General features: G+C 52.6%; 13 protein-coding genes. 9 read left to right on the forward strand and 4 right to left on the reverse strand.

From position 1 onward, the window contains the following. Positions 1-39: 39 nt before the first annotated feature. The gene (locus ACO0LK_RS03750; RefSeq protein WP_422972306.1) at positions 40-411 is read right to left on the reverse strand and encodes a DUF423 domain-containing protein; all 372 of its coding nucleotides are present in this window, start codon (positions 409-411) and stop codon (positions 40-42) included. 193 nt (positions 412-604) lie between these two features. Between ACO0LK_RS03750 and ACO0LK_RS03755 the strand changes: the two genes are divergently transcribed. Next, a complete protein-coding gene (locus ACO0LK_RS03755) occupies positions 605-1,063 on the forward strand; it encodes a MarR family winged helix-turn-helix transcriptional regulator (protein WP_422972308.1) in 459 nt (152 codons plus the stop codon). Continuing rightward, positions 1,060-1,554: an SRPBCC family protein gene (locus ACO0LK_RS03760; RefSeq protein ID WP_422972310.1), complete on the forward strand. Its 495-nt coding sequence runs from the start codon at positions 1,060-1,062 to the stop codon at positions 1,552-1,554. The genes ACO0LK_RS03755 and ACO0LK_RS03760 overlap by 4 nt, the downstream gene beginning before the upstream one ends. Positions 1,555-1,627: 73 nt before the next feature. Here ACO0LK_RS03760 and ACO0LK_RS03765 read toward each other — a convergent pair whose 3' ends face one another. Continuing rightward, a complete protein-coding gene (locus ACO0LK_RS03765; RefSeq protein ID WP_422972312.1) occupies positions 1,628-5,221 on the reverse strand; it encodes an indolepyruvate ferredoxin oxidoreductase family protein in 3,594 nt (1,197 codons plus the stop codon). A gap of 324 nt (positions 5,222-5,545) precedes the next feature. Here ACO0LK_RS03765 and ACO0LK_RS03770 point away from each other — a divergent pair, with 324 nt between their 5' ends. The 4 genes from ACO0LK_RS03770 to xerC all read left to right on the forward strand — a co-directional run bounded on the left by ACO0LK_RS03770 (position 5,546) and on the right by xerC (position 10,515). After that, positions 5,546-7,873, forward strand: a complete 2,328-nt coding sequence (locus ACO0LK_RS03770; RefSeq protein WP_422972314.1) for a methyl-accepting chemotaxis protein — start codon at positions 5,546-5,548, stop codon at positions 7,871-7,873. Positions 7,874-8,022: 149 nt separating this feature from the next. After that, on the forward strand, positions 8,023-8,886 hold the full coding sequence (gene dapF / locus ACO0LK_RS03775) for a diaminopimelate epimerase (protein ID WP_422972316.1): 864 nt from the start codon (positions 8,023-8,025) through the stop codon (positions 8,884-8,886). After that, positions 8,883-9,542 (forward strand): DUF484 family protein, encoded by a 660-nt coding sequence (locus tag ACO0LK_RS03780; RefSeq protein ID WP_422972318.1) that lies wholly within the window; start codon positions 8,883-8,885, stop codon positions 9,540-9,542. Before dapF ends, ACO0LK_RS03780 begins: the two co-directional genes overlap by 4 nt. Before the next feature lie 52 nt (positions 9,543-9,594). Next, entirely contained in the window at positions 9,595-10,515 is a 921-nt protein-coding gene (xerC, locus tag ACO0LK_RS03785; RefSeq protein ID WP_422972320.1) for a tyrosine recombinase XerC, read from the forward strand. Positions 10,516-10,538: 23 nt separating this feature from the next. Here the strand turns inward: xerC and ACO0LK_RS03790 are convergent, their stop codons facing one another. Together ACO0LK_RS03790 and ACO0LK_RS03795 are read right to left on the reverse strand one after the other, a co-directional pair. Continuing rightward, positions 10,539-11,609: an OmpA family protein gene (locus ACO0LK_RS03790; RefSeq protein WP_422972322.1), complete on the reverse strand. Its 1,071-nt coding sequence runs from the start codon at positions 11,607-11,609 to the stop codon at positions 10,539-10,541. Positions 11,610-11,772: 163 nt separating this feature from the next. Then, on the reverse strand, positions 11,773-13,740 hold the full coding sequence (locus ACO0LK_RS03795; protein WP_422972324.1) for a PhoX family protein: 1,968 nt from the start codon (positions 13,738-13,740) through the stop codon (positions 11,773-11,775). A gap of 457 nt (positions 13,741-14,197) precedes the next feature. On the opposite strand from ACO0LK_RS03795, the gene ACO0LK_RS03800 reads away from it, so the two are divergent. From ACO0LK_RS03800 to dksA, 3 genes are all read left to right on the forward strand, one after another. Next, positions 14,198-14,719, forward strand: coding sequence for a Fur family transcriptional regulator (locus ACO0LK_RS03800; RefSeq protein WP_422972326.1), 522 nt, complete (start codon positions 14,198-14,200; stop codon positions 14,717-14,719). A gap of 65 nt (positions 14,720-14,784) precedes the next feature. After that, positions 14,785-15,864 (forward strand): CobW family GTP-binding protein, encoded by a 1,080-nt coding sequence (locus ACO0LK_RS03805; protein WP_422972328.1) that lies wholly within the window; start codon positions 14,785-14,787, stop codon positions 15,862-15,864. A 205-nt stretch (positions 15,865-16,069) separates the two neighbouring features. After that, positions 16,070-16,474 carry an RNA polymerase-binding protein DksA gene (gene dksA, locus ACO0LK_RS03810; protein ID WP_422972464.1) on the forward strand — a complete coding sequence of 135 codons (405 nt, stop codon included), beginning with the start codon at positions 16,070-16,072 and terminating at the stop codon, positions 16,472-16,474. Positions 16,475-16,731 lie beyond the last annotated feature (257 nt).

Raw genomic sequence — 16,731 nt, forward strand, 5'->3', positions numbered from 1 at the left:
ACAGAACAGTTTGTGGGCATGCTTAGCAGATTTTGTCTCTCAGCGCTTGAATGCTGTCCAGGCCAGCATCGCCCACCCCGCCAGAAATGCCACACCACCTATAGGCGTAATCGCCCCCAGCACACGTATGCCCGTCAGCGCCAGTGCATACAGGCTGCCACTGAAAATCACCACACCTGCCAACATTGCCCAGGCCGCCTTGCGCAACAAGCCATTATCCTGTTGCTGCAACATGATGCCCAGCGCCAGCATGCCCAGGCCATGCACAATCTGGTAGGTCACTGCCGTTTGCCAGATCGCCAGCATGTCTGCATCCAGTATCTGTTTCAAGCCGTGTGCACCAAAGGCACCGGCGGCCACGCCTGTGAACATGAGGATAGCGGCTGTAGCGATGAAGAAACGTGCTTGCATGATGTGTGTCCAGGGATTTCAGTAAAACACAATTGTAAGGCAAGATGAAATATGCTGATGTCAGCGCGCTCACTTCGGCATCACTTAGGTATCGCTTGGGCATCACTTACGCATCATCTACTCATCATCTACTCATTAAATGGTTCGTTTTGACGAACATGTATTTTGTTAACTAGACTGGGACTTGTTGACCATGGACAAAACCGAATTCATTTATCGCATACAGTCAGCCTACCCGCGCATCTACCATTCCTGCCATGCTGATCATCAGCCGACCGCGGCCAGTGGTATCGCTATATCACAGCGTGATGCAACGATACTGGCGCATTTGAGTTCGGCGGATGCCATGACCCAGGCACAACTAGCCAGGCATCTGGGTATCACCAAGTCAACCATGTCGGAAGCGGTCAAGTATCTGGTAGGACAGGGTTTGCTGGAGATGGAAATTGCAACCGACAAACGTGCCCATCTGTTGCGTCTGACAGACAAGGGCAAAGCAATGATGGGGAAGAGTTCAATACTGGAAGCAGACAAACTGGCAGCCGTATTGGCTGAAATGACTGCAACAGAAATAGAACAGGCTATCGCCGGGCTGGAATTACTGGCACAAGCCTGTTTCAGATTAACGACGAAACGAGAGGATACAGAATGAAATTTGCATTGATCGCTGCCGGTATCATTTTACTGCTGGGCCTGATAGTCTTCACCATGGGTATGCTGGCGCCGAAAGACCATCGCTTGAGTCTGAGCCAGGACTACCCTGTCCCGGTCAGTACCGTATATCAACTGGTGCGCGACTATGAAGCCTATCCAAGCTGGCGCACCGGCATCAAATCCATGCAAAAAGAGGGGGACCAGCGCTATATAGAAGAATCAGGCCACGGCAAAATCCCTTACCGGATTATTGAAGATAAAACCAATCAGTTGATAGTCTCAAAAATCGATGACCCCAGTCTGCCATTTTCCGGCACCTGGACTTTTGAATTCAGCGATAAGAATGGTCATAGCCAGTTGCGTATCACAGAAGCGGGCAGCGTACCCAACCCGCTGATGCGTTTTTTTGCCACCTATGTGTTTTCACATGAGAAAACCATGCGGACTTATCTGGACGATGTAGAAAGAAAATTCAAACAGAAAACCTGATCTTTGCTAAAAATAAAACGGGTCGCCATTGGGCGACCCGTTTTATTTTCATGCAAATTTAAGTCAGCCTATATCAGGCAGCTTTTTGCGCAGACCGTGCCGTATTGAATTCAGCAATCAAACTGGCTTCCTTGGCCTTTGCTGCCTTGAAATGCCTTTCCTTGACGTGGCCATAACCGCGTATGTCTTCAGGGATGCTGGCAATTGCCACCGCCTTGGACAAATTATCTGCATTCAGCAAAGGCAGTAATTTGTTCAGGGTTTGTTTGTAGTCCACTGGCAAGGCACGTTCCATCTTGCGCTCTTCGGTATAGCCGAAAATATCAAAGGTGCCGCCACGCAGGGATTTGAACTTGGCCAGCAAGCCAAAAGCTTTCATCATCCACGGCCCAAACTGTTGCTTGATCAGATGCCCCTTGTCATCACGCTTGGCCAGCAGTGGTGGTGCGAGGTGGAAGTTGATAGCGTAATCACCTTCAAACATGTCGGCAATTTTCTTTTGGAATTTGCCGTCTGTGTACAAGCGTGCGACCTCGTATTCATCTTTGTAGGCCATCAGCTTGAACAGGTATTTCGCTACCGCTTCTGTCAGACGCAGGGGCTTGTTGCCATCGACCAGTTTGCTTTCTGCTGCCTTGACCTGGGCGACAAATTCGCTGTACTGGCCAGCGTAGGCAGCATCCTGATAGTCGGTCAGGAAGGCCACGCGCTTGTTGATGGTGTCATCCAGCGTTGGAGCGCGTTTCAGTTCTATGACCTGGGCTGGTGCCACCAGACGCTGTACTGCTGCCAGATCATGCGCAGCAAGGCGGCCCCAGTTGAATGCCTGCTTGTTGAAGTCGATCGATACGCCATTGAGTTCAATAGCGCGCATCAGAGCGACTTCTTCCAGCGGTACCCAGCCTTTTTGCCATGAATAACCAAGGATGAACATATTCGTCGCAATATTGTCACCCATCAGCGCAGTGGCAATGGAAGCTGCATCGATCAGATCAACCCTGTCAGCACCGCAGGCCTTGCGGATATCGTTTTCTGCCGATTCGCCTGGGAATTGCCAGTTCGGGTTCTTGATGAAAGTCGAAGTGGGTGTGCCATTGGCATTGATGGCGGCATGGGTACGGCCTTCGCCCATGCGTGACAAGGCATCCTTGCCTGCTGTCACGATCAGGTCACAGCCGATGACCAGATCAGCCATGCCGGTGCCTACGCGTGTCGATTGTATGTCGTCGGCATGGTCAGCCAGGCGCACATGCGACATCACCGCGCCACCTTTTTGCGCCAGACCTGTCATGTCCAGCACCGAACAGGCTTTACCCTGCAAATGCGCAGCCATGGCCATGATCTGGCCGATAGTGATAACGCCTGTACCACCGACACCGGTGACGAGTACACCGAAAGGTGTCTTGGTATCCGGCAGGGCTGGGTAAGGCAAGGCATTCACGTCGAGTGCATTGCCTGGTTCTATCTTGGTCTTTTTCGGTTTTTTCAGTTTGCCGCCTTCTACCGTGACAAAGCTGGGGCAAAAACCGGTGACGCAAGAAAAATCCTTGTTGCAGGACGACTGGTTGATCTGGCGCTTGCGACCAAATTCGGTTTCCAGCGGTTCTACCGACAGGCAGTTCGATTGCACCGAGCAATCACCACAGCCTTCACAAACGGCTTCATTGATGACTGCGCGTTTGGCAGGGTCAGGGAAGCCGGGTTTGCCATCCTTGTCGATTTTTTTCCTGCGGCGGCGTTTTTCCGAAGCACAGGTCTGGTCGTAAATCATGGCAGACACGCCCTTGGCTACACGCAATTCACGCTGCACGGCGTCAAGCTCGCTACGGTGGCGCACAGTCACACCTGGTGCCCATGGATAACCTGCACCATATTTTTCTGGCTCGTCAGTAACCACGATAATCGGGCCCACGCCTTCAGCAGCGATCTGGCGTGAAATCATGCCTGGGTCCAGCGGGCCATCAAATTCCTGACCACCTGTCATCGCAACAGCGTCATTGAACAGAATTTTATAAGTGATATTCACTTCACCGGACACCGCAGCACGGATAGCCAGCAGGCCGGAATGGTAATAGGTACCATCACCCAAGTTACAGAACACATGGTTTTCGGTAGTGAACGGTGCCTGACCTACCCAGGTCACGCCTTCTGCACCCATGTGGGTGAAGGTGGACGTTTCGCGGTCCATCCAGGTCACCATGTAATGGCAACCGATACCGGCCAGAGCGCGGCTGCCTTCCGGTACTTTGGTTGATGTATTGTGTGGACAACCGGAACAGAAATGCGGCACGCGATCCTTGTTCGGATCAGGCTTGGACACCACATTCAACATGGCTTCCTTGGCTTCCAGATACGCCACGCGTTCTTTCACGCGCTGCTCGACAGGATGCCCGGCAAAATAACGGCTGATGCGCGATGCAATCGCACGGGCAATTTGCGCCGGGTTCAGTTCGTATGTCGCTGGCAGCAACCATTCGCCGTGGCCGGAGCCATGCAGGTTACTCCATTCACCACTGTCATCAAACTTGCCAACCACGCGGGGACGGACTTTGTCTTCCCAGTTATACAGTTCTTCTTTCAGTGCATATTCGAGGATCTGGCGTTTTTCTTCCACCACCAGGATTTCTTCCAGGCCGGTGGCAAATTCACGCACACCTTCAGATTCTAGCGGCCAGGTCAGACCTATCTTGTACAGGCGTATGCCTATGTCTTTGGCGACTTGCTCGTCGATGCCCAGGTCAGCCAGCGCCTGGCGGGTATCGAGGTAGGATTTACCGGCAGTGATGATACCAATCTTGGCAACCGGGCTGTCCCAGATGATTTTATTGAGTTTATTGGCACGCACATAAGCCAGCGCCGCATACCATTTGTAGTTATTCATGCGGGTTTCTTGCGCCAGCACCGGGTCAGGTGTGCGGATATTCACGCCATCGGCAGGCAAGACAAAATCTTCAGGAATAATCGGTTTAACGCGGTCTGGATCAATATCAACAACGGCGCCGGATTCCACGATGTCGGTCACGCACTTCATTGATACCCACAGACCGGTATACCGTGACATGGCGATGCCATGCAGGCCGTAGTCGAGATACTCTTGCACGGTAGATGGATACAGGACCGGGATACCACAGGCTTTCAGGATATGTTCACTCTGATGCGCAGCCGTGGACGATTTTGCTGCATGGTCATCACCGGCAACCACCAGTACACCGCCATGTCTGGAGGTACCAGCCAGGTTGGCATGTTTGAACACGTCGCCACAACGATCCACACCGGGGCCCTTGCCGTACCACATGGCAAATACGCCGTCATATTTTGCACCCGGAAACATGTTAACCTGTTGCGTGCCCCATACCGTGGTGGCAGCCAGATCTTCATTCACACCCGGATGAAACTTCACATGATGCCTGGCGAGGTGTTTTTTAGCCTTGGCAGCAGTCAGATCAACATTACCCAATGGTGAACCGCGATAACCGCTAATATAACCGGCAGTATTCAGACCTGCTTTTTCGTCGGCCTGACGCTGCAACATCATCAGGCGTATCAGGGCCTGGGTGCCGGTCATGAAAGCGCGGCCGCGCTCCAGTGTGAATTTATCGTCGAGGGAAATATGGTTATCGATCAGTGCATGCTGCTCGGCTTGCTCTGCTTTCAGGGGTGCATTCATGGGGTCTCCGTGCTTTTTATCGTTTGGGCAATGGTGTGCGCAACAAAACAGAATCACCTTGTGAGTGAATCATATACTTTTTAGTAAGCTAAAGCGTATTGCCATATCTTACGCCCTGGCACATTAACATGCTGTATTGGCCGTCCCAATGGACAGTGCCACACAAAAAGACCAGTACAGTATGACTGACACTTTGGCAAAGTGTACTGGAATCAAAACAATGATTGCTTTCGGGCTAAATTGTTTTTTTATTTATTTACTCTCGTACCCAAGGCAAGAATCTGGGAAAATACTTTTGACAGCCTTTCAATCGCAAGGAAAACCATGTCTCAACCCAAGGCAACACTGCTCGGCAAGTTCATGAAACCTGGCTTATTCCTGATGAGCAAGCTGAGTTTGCACGTCAAGCTGCTGGGCATATTTGCGACCTTGCTGATACCCCTGGTGTTGCTTACTGGCACAGTCATACGTCAGGTTGCTAATGATTCTGACAACTCCCGGCTGGAGCTGAAGGGCGTCGAAGCAACACAATTGATCATGAAAATCGTGATCCAGACGCAAAAACATCGTGGTCAGATGAATCTCAAGCTGTCTGGCCAAAATCTGGACGATGACCTGGCCAAAACCCGCAAAGAGCTGAAAGACAATCTCGACCAACTGGATGCCTACTTACCCGGTATACCCCTGCCAGACCTGGCGAACGGCTGGAAAGCCACGGCCAATGAATTGCAGCAACTGGCAGCAGGGCAAACTGCCGCTGCCGTCAAAGAAAACACCGTGCAACACAGCCGCCTGATCAGGCAAAGCCTGTTGTTTTCTGCTCTGGTAAATGAAAAAACCGGGCTGTTAACCGATCCAGAAAATGCCAGCTTCCTGCTGATGGACGTGTCCATACGAAAAATGCCGGTCTGGATGGAAAACCTGGCACTGTTGCGCGGCGTGGGTTCTACCTATATCAAGGCCGGCAGCATGGAAGCCCCCGAAAAATCGGGCATGGTTTCACGCACGGATGCCTTGCAGACTGCCATCAATGCTGTCACGGACATGGATGATGCGCTGAAACGCGCCGGTGAAAATATCGCCGCGCCCGAAAAAGACGCGCTCGATGCCAGCCTGTCCTTTGCCACCCTGGCCCAGAAAAACCTGCTGGGGGAAAGCGTCAGCGGTGACGCCAGTGAATTTTTCACCCAGGGTACGCTCGCCATAGAAAAAGCCATCACATTGCAAAAATACATGCATGGCAGACTGAATGCCTTGCTGCAAGAACGCGTCAATCGCCTCGACACTTACCGCCAGGTGATATTGACCGTACTGACCATCATTGTGTTGCTGAGCTGCTATCTGGCACTGGGCTTTTATCGCGGCTTCATGTTTGCACTGAACGAAGTTGGCCGCTCTGCCCATTCAGTTGCTGCTGGCGACCTGACCAATCATATCCACATCACTGGTCGTGATGAACTGGCACGCACTGGCAATCTGCTGGAAAGCATGAATGAAAACCTGTCGCGCCTGGTTGCCAACGTACGCAGCAATGCCAGTATGGTGGCGCAACTGGGGCAAGGTCTGGCGCTGGGTATCAGTGAATTGAACATACGCACCGAACAGCAGGCTTCCAGCCTGGAAGAAACCTCGGCCAGTGTCGATGATCTGGCAGATACCGTCAAAAAAAATGCCGATAGTGCACGTGCTGTCGATAATCTGGCTGCCAATTTGCGCTTGATCGCCGAATCCACCGGGGATGACATGCGGGCCGCAGTCGACTCCATGAACGGCATCCATCAAAGTGCACGCAAGGTGCAGGAAATTGTCAGCCTGATCGATGGCATCTCCTTCCAGACCGATATCCTTGCACTGAACGCTGCGGTAGAAGCGTCGCGCGCCGGCGAACATGGCCGTGGTTTCGCCGTCGTCGCCACCGAAGTGCGCAGTCTGGCACAGCGCAGTGCAGACTCTGCCCGCCAGATACGACGTCTGATTGATGATTCAGTCAATCGGGTTGATGACGGCGTCAGGCAAATCAACAACGTCAACCAGACCCTGAGTGAAATCGTCGAAGGCATACGCGGCCTGGCCGGCAATATCAATTCCATCTCTACCGCTTCGAGCGAACAAAGCAATGGCTTGTCGCAGATATCTGAAGCCCTGCGCCACCTGGACAGCATCACGCAAAGCAATGCGCAGATGGCAGACCACGCCAAGCATTCTTCTCTGAGCCTGGAAGAACGGGCGCGGGCGCTGACCAAGTCGGTATCCACCTTCAAGTTACTACAAGGCACGGCAGACGAAGCCTTCGCCCTGGTCAAGAAAGCAGCCACTCTGTATGACAGCCATGGGCAGCGCGCTCTGGCCATGATCACCGCAAATGCAGACAAGCTGTACGCAGATCGCGACATGTATGTGTTTGCCTTTGACCGCAAGGGCCAATACCTTGCATTTGCCGGCAATGCCGCCAAACTGAAAGTCAATCTCTTCCATGTTGACGGCCTGGACGGCAAAAAACTGGTCGGTGATGCGTTCAAGGTAGGGGCAACCGGTGGCTGGATTGATTACACCATCGTCAATCCGACATCGAAGAAGGTGGAATCCAAAACCTCGTACATAGAAATCGTGGCCGACAATCTGGTCCTGGGCTGCGGGGTGTATAAAGTTTAGGGCGATCCAGGTCAATTTAAGACCATTCAGGACGGACTGAGGGCGGATTGAGAGCGGACTGAGGGCAGGTTACAGACCTGAAAAGCACCAATCTGTCAGGCTTTCAGCATAATCTCGTGGTAATTGCCGCGCCGCGATATAATCATCATATGAAACTCAAATTCACCAAGATGCATGGTGCGGGCAATGATTTCGTCGTCATTGATGCCATCAACCAGCAAATCAATTTTACTTCAGCCCAATGGCGGCTGATTGCTGACCGTCGCTTTGGCATAGGCGCCGACCAGATACTGGTGGTTGAACGCTCAACCAGACCAGATGTGGATTTTCGTTATGTCATATACAACAATGATGGTGGCGAAGTAGAGCAATGCGGTAATGGCTCACGCGCCTTTGTCCAGTTTGTCCTTGAAAAAGGCCTGACCACCAAATCCAGCATACGTGTGGAAACCATGTCCGGCATCATAGAACCGCGCATGGAAGAAGACGGCAGCATCACCGTCAATATGGGCGCACCGATACTGGAAGCTGCACAGGTCCCCTTCCAGGCTGATGAACTGACACCCATGCACCAGGCTGATGACAGCTTGTGGCCGCTGGAAATCAACGGCAAGACCGTCTGGATTTCTGCCGTATCCATGGGTAATCCACATGCGGTACAGGTCGTGGCTTCGGTAGACGATTTTCCGATACCCGTCGATGGCCCGCTGATAGAAAATCACCCGCGCTTCCCGCGCAGGGTGAATGCAGGCTTCATGCAGGTGATTGCACGCCAACATATACGCCTGCGTGTGCATGAGCGTGGTGCCGGTGAAACCCTGGCCTGTGGTACTGGTGCCTGCGCAGCAGTCGTCACCGGCATACGTCGCGGCTTGCTGGATAGCCCAGTCCGTGTCAGCATGCGTGGCGGTGAACTGTCTATTGCCTGGGAAGGTGAAGGCAAGCCGGTATTCCTCAGCGGTCCCGCAGTGACCGTCTTCGAAGGCGAAATTAATCTCACAGAAACAGCATGAATTCCAACGACATCGCCACCTATCTGATACAGCATCCGCATTTTTTTGAAGAACATGCAGAATTGCTGGGCACTATCAAGCTCACCAGCCCGGTCATGGGCCGTGCCATCTCGCTACAGGAACGGCAGATGGAAGTGGTACGCGAAAAATACCGTGGCCTGGAATTGCGTATGGCAGATTTGCTACGCATCGCAGAAGAAAATCATGACATCAGCAAAAAATTCCAGAGCTGGACACGGGCACTGCTGCTGGCACGCAATGATGTCGACCTGCCCCACGTATTGACGCAGGGCTTGCAGGATATTTTCAATCTGCCGCACGCCACCCTGCGTCTGTGGAATGTCGGTGCCGACTATGCACATACCTGGTTTGCAAGTACCACCAGTGACGATGCCCGCCTGTTCGCCAAGGGCCTGACCACACCTTACTGTGGCAAGAACCATGATTTTGAAGCGGCTGGCTGGATCGATGCCGACCAGCCCGTACAGTCGCTGGCCATGTTGCCACTGCGCCTGACAGCCACCTCACCGACCTTTGGCTTGCTGGTGCTGGGCTCACCCGACCCGGCACGTTATACCAAGGACATGGCAACCGATTTCCTGATCAAGATTGCCGATACCAGCAGTGCAGCACTGAGCTGTCTGGTGGATCTGTAATTAACCGTCAGACAGAGCCATTGCCCGTACCGGGCTGTTGCAGGAGGTCCGCATGACGACACAAGATCAGTACCTGGCCAGCTATCTGGAGGTCTTGCGTAGTCAGAGGCAATTGTCCCCGCACACGCTGGACAGTTATCTGCTGGACCTGCGCGAGCTCATCAAACTGGCTGGGCAGCAAGATCTGGCCAGCCTGAACACCCATCACATACGCCGTTTTGCTGCGCAAATGCATGCCAGCGGACAAAATGCCCGCAGCATTGCACGCAAGTTGTCGAGCTGGCGTGGATTTTATCGCTGGTTGACCGAAGAGCAGGACCTGGCAGCCAATCCGGTCGAAGGGGTACGCGCACCAAAGAAAAACAAGCCGTTGCCAAAAGCATTGGGGGCCGATGATGCAGTCAGGCTGGTTGACCACAAAGGTAGCGATCAACCTTCATCCCGCGCCAATCGGGCCATGTTTGAACTGTTGTATTCCAGTGGTTTGCGCGTGTCAGAACTGGCCAGTCTGGATGTGGCGGCCATCAACGAAAGTGCTTATAGTTCAGCCGGCTATGTGGATATGGTGGAGGGCGAAGTGCATGTCACCGGCAAGGGCGGCAAGCCACGCATCGTTCCAGTCGGCAAACCCGCGCTGGCGGCACTGGCAGACTGGCTGGCCGTGCGTCCCACGCTGGTCAAACTGGACCCGCATCCGCTGTTCCTGAGCGAACGCGGCACCCGCATTTCTACCCGCCTGATACAACTGCGTCTGAAAGCGCATGCGCAAAGCCTGGATATTCCGGCCAATGTGCATCCGCATATGTTGCGGCATTCATTTGCCTCGCATGTGCTGCAATCGTCGGGCGACCTGCGTGCAGTACAAGAGATGCTGGGCCACAGCTCCATCGCTGCAACCCAGGTATATACATCTCTGGATTTTCAGCATCTGGCCAAGGTGTATGACCAGACACATCCCAGAGCTAAAAAATAAAACGCTGTCAGCTTAATTAAGGCTTAGCGCAACACCATTTCCACACGCCGGTTCTTGGCGCGACCTGCATCGGCTGCATTCGAGGCACGTGGTGCCAGCGGCCCCACCCCCTTGGCAATCAAACGGGCATCGGCAACGCCATAGGCTTTCAATGCATCCACCACAGCCTGGGCACGCTTGCCAGATAAAGTCATGTTGTAGTCGAGTACACCCTGGGTATCGGTATGACCAACGATGTAGACGGCAGCAGTATTGGCTTTCAGATATTTCGCCATTTCATCCAGTTGCGGTTTGGATTCTGGTTTGATGACGGCTTTGTCGGTATCAAAATACAGGCCATAAAAACTGACTGCGCCATTTGCTGCCAATTCCTTGCTGATGGCATCGGCATCGACGGTGACGATATTCTGTTCCATGGCTTTGGGTTCCAGTACCTCCACCAGAACCGCAACACGGTCACTCATGCTGTCGGTGATGTCACCCATGGTACCGCCAGAATTCAGTGCGGCATAGACGCCGACATAGGTGACTGCCGCGCCCGTGCCTTTTTGCAACAGGGCATAGCGCAAATCCTTGGCACCATCAAACACCGCCTGCACAAAACGATTACGATTAACGTCATAACCTTCGCCCTGTACGTGGGTGCGTTTTTCATTCCAGTTGTATTTCAGGCTTTTGAACGAAGGGCCGCAACTGTCGTTATCACATTGAAAGACCGGTTTGAAACCTTTGCTGTTCAGGCTGTCGGTGAAATTGCGAAACACTTCCAGCGACGAACGCCCTTTCGGCACCATATACACAGTGCGGGTCAGCGTGCCTTCTGCTTTTTGCACTTTGGAGAATTTTTTGCTGCTACTGTAATCCGGTTCAGTCGCCGGCCCTGCCGGAAAAGCAATTTCATCAAAGGCTTTTTGCGTCTGCAACAATATGCTGGATCCCTGGTAACGCCCGGTCAGCGGATGATCCTTGGCATTCGGTGCATCAGTAGTCAGCACTTTTTCATAGGCAGGGTTGCTGGCCGCGAAGACCGCCTGGCTGGCCAGCATGGTCAGCGTAGCCACCATGAGCAGGGAGGATTTGAGCGCAGTGTGCATGATGTTCAAGACTCCTTGAAAATGACGATTTTTACAATAAATTGCTAATGTAGCACAAGATTTTTCAATAGCCCCAATTCCAACACTTGCTTACAAAATTGCCTGAAAAAAGAAAAAAGCAGCGATTCGCTGCTTTTTTCTCACATCCACACCAGTTTGGTGCTTAGCCTTTGGCCAGCTTCAGGCTGCTGACATCGGCGGTCAGGTAACCTACGGCAGACGCAAAGCGGTCTTTGTAGTTGGCGCGTACCAGTGGGTCCAGTGTAGGCTTGACGATAGCGTGGATACCCAGCCAGTCGCCAGCGTGCTGGAAATTGCTGGTGATATAGGTCCAGCCATTCAGATCATCAACCACGGACAGACCGGTCGATTCTGCACCGGATGGCATGGAAGCTACACGCGACAGTTTCTTGGTGTCGACGTTGTATGCCCACAGGAAGTTATTCACGTGATAGCTGCTGTCTTCACCGATGAACAGGGTACGCAGTTTTTCCGAGAATTTCAGATTATCCGGTGCACCGATCTTGTCTGGATTGGCAGTATTGCCCAGCGCATCAGCAGTGATATCTTCGCCGATCAGCAAGGTTTTCGTCACTGTCGGTACCCATTCACTATTGATGGCAGCACCAGCAGTATCTTTCTGACCACCAGTCAGAGTATGCGCCAGTACGGCACCGGCATTCACGGCTTTTTCCAGCGTCACGCCAAAGGCTTCGTTCCAGGCAGCATTGCCACGTACCATGGAGCTTTGCATGTTTTGCAGGGCGGAATAGGCGACCTTGTCTTTGGCATTGACTGTCGTACCTTCCAGCTTGGTCAGTGCCATGCTGCCGCCCATGTAGGCTGCATAGCGATGGGTTTCCAGGAAGGCCGCAGCTTTTTCCATGCCTGGCTTGATCTTGATCCACTGGATCTTGCCGCTGTAATAAATCTTGGTGAAGCTGGCGTCTTTAGGATCGGCAGTTGCCACTTCCATGATGTCGGCTGGCTTCAGGGTGTTTGCCAGGTTTTCGATTTCGGCGCTGGTGGCAGAACCGAGTTTGATCCAGGTCAGTGGCGCACCGGCAGCAGCCGGGTCAATCGAGAAACCGGCACCGATTTTGGCAACATACAAGGAACCGGAAGACAGGTCTTTTTCTTTGTCAGCCACGAAAATGAAAATCGCACCATTCGTCGCATCATCACCCATCAGTGCAGTACGGTTGTCAGGCATGACTTGTACCAGCTCATGCGACAGACGACCCATGCAGTAATGTTTTTTCGCTGTACCGGTACCGTCAGGGTTGACAGTGATTTCCGGCATGTGGCCGTAGTGGTAAGGATTGGCCTTGTTTTCATCGCCAAACAGGTTCGTGCTATAGGCTTTGAACTGTGTATTGGTAGAAATCGTGAAAGCATCCGGCTCGTATTCTTCGCTGGACAGATGCGTGCCCCATGGCGACAGGCTGGCACCACAGGTAATCCACAGGCCATTGACCTTGGACATATCAACATTGTGGTATTTCACCAGACTCAGTTTGCCTGTGGCCTGGTCTTGATCCAGTGTCAGGACAGCGATAGGAGAAGGCAGTTTGCCGTACATGTCAGTCGTACCGTCTTGCGCCCAGGTAGTGTATTCAAACTGCACTACCGCGAATACGGCCTTGCCTTTGATACCGGTCACAGTAGGATTGGCCACTGACAGCAGCGATGTACCATCCGGGGAATCAGAGAAAAACTGGCGTTCTTTGCCTGGCACTGTTTTATCGATGATAGGCTTGTTATTGATATCGTAGTAACCGCCAGCCAGGATAGTGCCGCCGCTGCCATTTGGTACCAGGTCACCTGTCAGGAAGAAAGGCTGATATGCCAGCTTGTAGACTTGCGAACTATTGTCACTGAAATTCACGCTCAGGGTCGAACCTACTGTTGTGGTCGCCATCGCAGCCGCATTGGCCAGCGATGGTGCAGGCATGGCAGTAAAATCAGCGCCGATAAAATTAGCGACTACGGGTGCAGGTGTCGCAGCAGTAGAACTGCCACCGCAGGCAGACAACAAAGATGCCGTGGACATTGCACCCAGCGGCAGCAAAGGCGCGCCAGCGAGGAATTTAAGTGCCTGACGGCGACCGAGTTGAGGTTGATCTGACATGATTTGCATTCCATTTAGTTGATATCAACAAAAAGAGTCACATGGAAACCGGTGGATCACCAGTTGCACCTGTGCCGTTTAAGACCTGCCGCAACGTGCCTCCTTTTTGCAGTCCTGTCCGTGGCCCAGGAAAACAAACGGGTTTCGTTTGCAGCAGCCCCCCTGTAAAAGCCGCGTTACAAGTATGGGTAAGTTCGGGCAGGAGTATAAGAAGTGAATGTGACAGGCAAATGAATCGTCAGCATTTTCATGAGTACTTAGGCAAAACTGCCCCAGCTGCGTTGCAGCTTCTTGCCGTACTAAAAACTTCGCGTTTTTGGCTGCCGGTTTGGCTACAGGAACTGAATAAAGGCTTTTGCAACTGAATTGCATTTTCAGGCATAATGTCAGCTATGACCGGCGTACACCTGACGTTGCCGGTAAATCACCGATACACTGATGATCACTTATGAAAACCGTGCGCATATCCCCCACATCACGCCCGCCAGCCACAGCGCCAGCTCCCGGCAGGGAAGGCAATGCCGGTAACCTGCTGCGTCAGGCCGGTGTGCGCGTCACCGATGCACGCCTGAACGTCTTGTCCGAACTATTGCTCAGCCAGCGCGCCCTGTCTCATCTCGAGATACAGGACGCCATGCCGGCAATGGACAGGGTCACTCTGTACCGTGCACTGGATTGCCTGACCGATGCCGGTCTGGCCCACAAGATATCCGGCGATGACCGCGTGTTTCGCTACAGCACCGGCCATGATGGCGTCCACGGTCACGACCATGGCAAGCATGAACGCCATGTCCAGCATCAGCATGGCCATTTCAAATGCACGCGTTGTGCCCGGGTTTTTTGCCTGGATGAAGCACAGGCACCGGCCTCGTTGCGAACGCAATTGCAGGCCACCTTGCAATCTACACTGGGACCCGGCTTTCAAAGTCATGATGTGGAACTGACCATCAAGGGCTGGTGCGCTGATTGCGCCAAGTAAATCGGGCTTGCCTGTTTCAAAAGGCTGAGACGACACCGTCAAACAAACTGTTTTAGAGAAAAATCATGGCATTAATTCCTACCACCATCCTCACCGGTTTTCTGGGTGCGGGCAAAACCACCTTGCTGAATCGCATTCTGCAAGAAGATCATGGCCACAAGATCGCTGTCATCGAAAACGAATTTGGCCAGGAAAATATCGACAATGAAATCCTCGTGCAGGACAGCAATGAACAGATAGTGGAAATGAACAACGGCTGCATCTGCTGCACCGTGCGCGGTGACCTGATCATTGCCCTGAGCAAGCTGATACAGCAAAAAAATGAAGGCAAGCTGCATTTTGACCGCGTCATCATTGAAACCACAGGTCTTGCAAACCCCGGCCCGGTAGCACAGACTTTCTTCGTCGATGAAGAAGTGGGCACCTACTATATGCTTGATGCAGTGGTGACCGTGGTGGATGCCCGCCATGCCATGCAACAGTTGGACGAACATGAAGAAGCCCAGCGCCAAGTTGGTTTCGCCGACAAGATACTATTGTCCAAAACCGATCTGGTTGATGCTGGACAGGTAGCCACACTACGTAGCCGCCTGACGCGCATGAATCCGCGCGCGCCAATCACAGCCGTTGATTTCGGCAACGTAGCGATCAACGAAGTGCTGGACCTGAAAGGCTTCAACCTGAACGCCAAGCTGGACCTGGACCCCGACTTCCTGCGCGCCGAAGAAGATGAACATGCGCACGAACACGCACATGATGATTGCGACGACCACTGCACGCATGAGCACCATGATCATGATCACCACCATGAGCACAGTGCCCATAACCATCATCATGGCCATCATTCCGACGACATCGCCGCCTTTGTTTTCAAGAGTACCCGTCCTTTCAATACCGGCCAGCTGGATGAATTCCTGGGTGGACTGGTACAGGTGTTCGGCCCGCGTATGCTGCGCTATAAAGGCGTCTTGCTGATGGAAGGTGCAGACCGCAAAGTGATTTTCCAGGGAGTGCACCAAATCATGGGCACCGATATTGGTGCCAAATGGGGCGAGGACGAATTGCGCGAGAGCAAGATGGTGTTTATTGGCAAAAATCTACCTAAAGACATATTTATTGAAGGTTTGGAGCATTGTTTGGTATAAACTAGCGGGCTATTGAAGGCAGCTGTTGTCTGTCGTGCAAGTGGCGTTCATGCAAATGTCATTTACTTTATCAATAAGGGGAGGATAATTATCTGGAGCAAATATGTTTCAGATTTGTTCTATGTATTAACCCGTCGTATCGAAAGTAAGCGAAGTGGCAACTAAATCAACTAAATCGACTGCTACAGTCAGCGCACCCGAAGCTCTGCTCACTGAGGAAGAAATCCTCAAGATGGGCGAGAAGGACTATATGAACGCTGCACAACTGGCATTTTTCAAGGCCCGTTTGCAGCAGCTTGAGAAGGATTTATTGAAGAACGCCGACGAAACCACCGAGCATCTTCGTGAAACCGTATTGGTACCAGACCCGGCAGACCGTGCCACGATAGAGGAAGAACACGCGCTGGAATTGCGCACCCGCGATCGTGAACGCAAGCTGCTGAAAAAAGTACAGCAATCCATCAATAGTATTGATGAGGGTGAGTACGGCTGGTGCGAAGAAACCGGTGAACCGATCGGCATCCCACGCCTGCTGGCGCGCCCTACAGCGACCCTGTCCCTGGAAGCACAGCAAAGACGTGAAATGAAGCAAAAGCTGTACGGCGACTGAGCAAGATCCGGACTGACAGCACTTCTGAGTGCGATAGGCCTGCAGTTAAAAAGCGTGCGGTTAAAAGCGTGCAGCTAAAAGCGTGCAGTTGACCACTGCGCGCTTTTTTACGAAATGAGATGCAACAATGTTGCAGACGTATGAACTTTTGTCGCTGAAACAACTCCAACGGCGGTAACGATGCCGTCAATAACTGCCCATTCGCAGCCCATCCAGACCAGAATGTCGGTTTTTTGCTACAATTTTCTAATTCTTTT

Source organism: Undibacterium sp. Ji49W (genome assembly GCF_049340205.1).
GTDB lineage: Bacteria > Pseudomonadota > Gammaproteobacteria > Burkholderiales > Burkholderiaceae_D > Undibacterium.